Source organism: Kluyvera sp. Awk 3 (genome assembly GCF_028069715.1).
In the GTDB taxonomy this organism is placed as follows: Bacteria; Pseudomonadota; Gammaproteobacteria; order Enterobacterales; family Enterobacteriaceae; genus Kluyvera; species Kluyvera georgiana_A.
Genome location: NZ_JANEWH010000246.1, coordinates 1 through 2,631, shown reverse-complemented (window position 1 = coordinate 2,631; position 2,631 = coordinate 1). Strand labels below are relative to the sequence as shown.

Sequence of the window (2,631 nt, the reverse complement as noted above, 5' to 3'; positions counted from 1 at the left end):
GAAGTAGCCAGATTGATATATTGCAAAATCAAGCCTTTGGATAATAAGGTCCATCCATCCATGACCACAAACAATACCAGTTTTATTGGCACCGATATCGTCACCGGACTCATCATCATCATCCCCAGAGCCAGCAAAATACTGGATACCAATAAATCAATAACCACAAAAGGCAAATAGATATAGAATCCTATTTTAAAGGCACTTTTTATTTCACTGAGCGCATAAGAAGGCAGCAGCGATATTATAGAAGGTTTTTCCTCCTCCTCGGCGGCCCCCATCGCATCTTGATCTCTTTGCAACTGAACGCGTTCAAAGAATTGCGTAAGTTCAGGGTCAGAATATTTTTGTAGATAGTCCCGGTAGCTATCCATGCCATGCTCAATGAAATATGCCACGGATTCTGGATTACTGGTATCCATATCAGAGCGTTTATATTCTTCATAGCCGTTCTTTACCACTGGCATCATTACAAAGAAAGATAATGCTAACGCGATGCCGTTCAGCGTCATATTCGACGGGATTTGTTGCAGACCGAGGGCGTTGCGGACCATCACAAATACGATCGAGAATTTGATATAGCAAGTGCCACAGGCAATGATAAACGGCAATAACGTGGAGAAAGCCAGAATGGCAATCAGCGAAATATCATTACCTTGGATCATTATTGACCTCATGGCATAATTCTTTAATTTCCACGCCAAAACGCTCTTCAAACCATACCAACTCCCCTCTCGCTACGACAGCACCGTTAGCGGTAATCTCAATATTTTTCTCCGCATCAAAGTGACAAGGTAAAATCTCCCCTTGATAAAACCCTTCAATATCCTGGAGACTGACGGTGCTTTTCTGTAAAACGAAACCAAGTTCAATTTTGATCTTATCTACAGGCAGTAAAGCTTTTTTTTCAACCGAACTTGTTGATTCGTCGGCAGCGACAGAGTCGGTGTTTTCGATATATTCATGACCATCTTCAACATCAAACATAAAACCTTCCTCATTGCGGACAAATTTAGCGAGAGACTCGCCGTGAATTTTCATCTTGTTTTCAACATGATTAACGAGCAACACATCGCCACGACAAACTTTTTTCAACAAACGATAGCTAATAAAGCTATGCCCGATTTCAAAAAACAGCGTCACGGGAACACGTAGGATATCCAGTGTGCTTTGACGTTCTGGCGGAGAAATTGCGTCCGGTCGTTTACCGTTCAACCACATTCGGCCGTGTGGAAGTAAACAGGAAAACAGACCCTTAACGCTTTTCTTGTCTTCCACCAGTCCGCGGCTTTCAACGCGCTGATATTCAAGCCCAGTGGGCAGCCCAACCAGCGGTTGAATGCTATTGAGAAATAAGATCTTCAACTGTTCAACAGTGCAGGACACGCTGGCCATACGTGCCTGCTGCGGCATGAAACTGGCATACCAGTCTCGAAGATCAATAAGCCCCTCCCAGCCGCGATCGGTAGAAAAATGCAGCAGAGGCCCTTCCGCTTCTATGCCTTGCTCGAATTGATAGCCTTGGGTATTCCAGTAAGCAATACATTGACGCCATGCCCGTTCTTCTCTGGAATAGCTGCGTAAATGTTCTCTGATCACATCGGTTCCTCAGCATATTTTGGCGGTTTACCGCCACGGGATTGCTGCTGATCTTGTTCATCCTGGAATATCCACTGCGGCTGCCCACCGTCATTCTGGCCGCCCTGGTCAGCAAGGCGATCCTGAACAAGGTTATCTGATGGGCTGAGCACCAGCGGTAAGCCCTGCTGTGCAGCGAGCTGCACGTTAACTCGATGGCCGCTTCCCCATTCCGAAAAATGATAAGTCAGGTTACTGCTGCCCTTAACGGACTCGTTCGCTACAGTGCGACCACCATCAACGCCATTCGCATTGCCTGAGAGCATTTGCTGACTTTCTCTTTTCACCACAGCGCTCTCTTTCATCTCGACGTGTCGTGCGCCCTGCGGCGTCGATTGCGGTGGCATAAACGTCACATCATTTCTATGACTGAGCGGCTTATCTGGTACATCGCTGCGATCCTGTTCAGATATCGGTCTGATATCAGCTTGCTGGGCGACCTTTATGCTGTCTGCCACGGTCGCTGGCGCCTGGACACGTCTCTCAGAATTCGTTCCGGCTACTTCGCTAAGCGGTTTTGTGGCCAGACTCGGTTCTTTCACAGCTTTTTTAACTTCGCCGTTCTCTTTTCGTTCCGCAGCTGCGTCCGTTTTTAGGCTTTGCTCCACGGCAGGCTTTTCGCTGACACGTAAACGCTCAGATACCACTTTGGCAATGGTGACTGGAGCGGCTGCCACCGTTTTAGGGCTCCGCTCCGTAACCTTTTCCCCGTGTCCACGCAAAGCAAGCGAAAGCCGCAGCAAAGAATTCTGCTGCACGATGCCGCCAGTTAACGTAGTGGGTAATGCCGTCGGGGCATCTGTATCCTCAACTTTCTTCTTTCGAACGATATCATCGAGTTTTTTAGACTCACCTGAAATATGTTTATCCTGAGAAACATTGGGATAATTAGTGACGTTATTTATCGTTGCCATGATACCCTCTCTTCAATTTCTGACTCTTCCATTCGCACTTCCCTTAGCTGCCTTTCGCGACGCTCCCTCACTCTCAGAA

Annotated in this window: 3 protein-coding genes; all 3 read right to left on the bottom strand. The window is 47.2% G+C overall.

Going from position 1 to position 2,631, the window contains the following annotated elements:
- The coding region (locus NNN71_RS24270) for an EscR/YscR/HrcR family type III secretion system export apparatus protein (protein WP_167575680.1) at positions 1-665 on the bottom strand (665 nt) is incomplete at its 3' end.
- Entirely contained in the window at positions 652-1,599 is a 948-nt protein-coding gene (locus NNN71_RS24265) for a FliM/FliN family flagellar motor switch protein (protein ID WP_249023169.1), read from the bottom strand. The genes NNN71_RS24265 and NNN71_RS24270, both read right to left, overlap by 14 nt.
- Positions 1,596-2,552 (bottom strand): SpaN/EivJ family type III secretion system needle length determinant, encoded by a 957-nt coding sequence (locus NNN71_RS24260; protein WP_271459545.1) that lies wholly within the window; start codon positions 2,550-2,552, stop codon positions 1,596-1,598. The genes NNN71_RS24265 and NNN71_RS24260 overlap by 4 nt, the downstream gene beginning before the upstream one ends.
- Positions 2,553-2,631 lie beyond the last annotated feature (79 nt).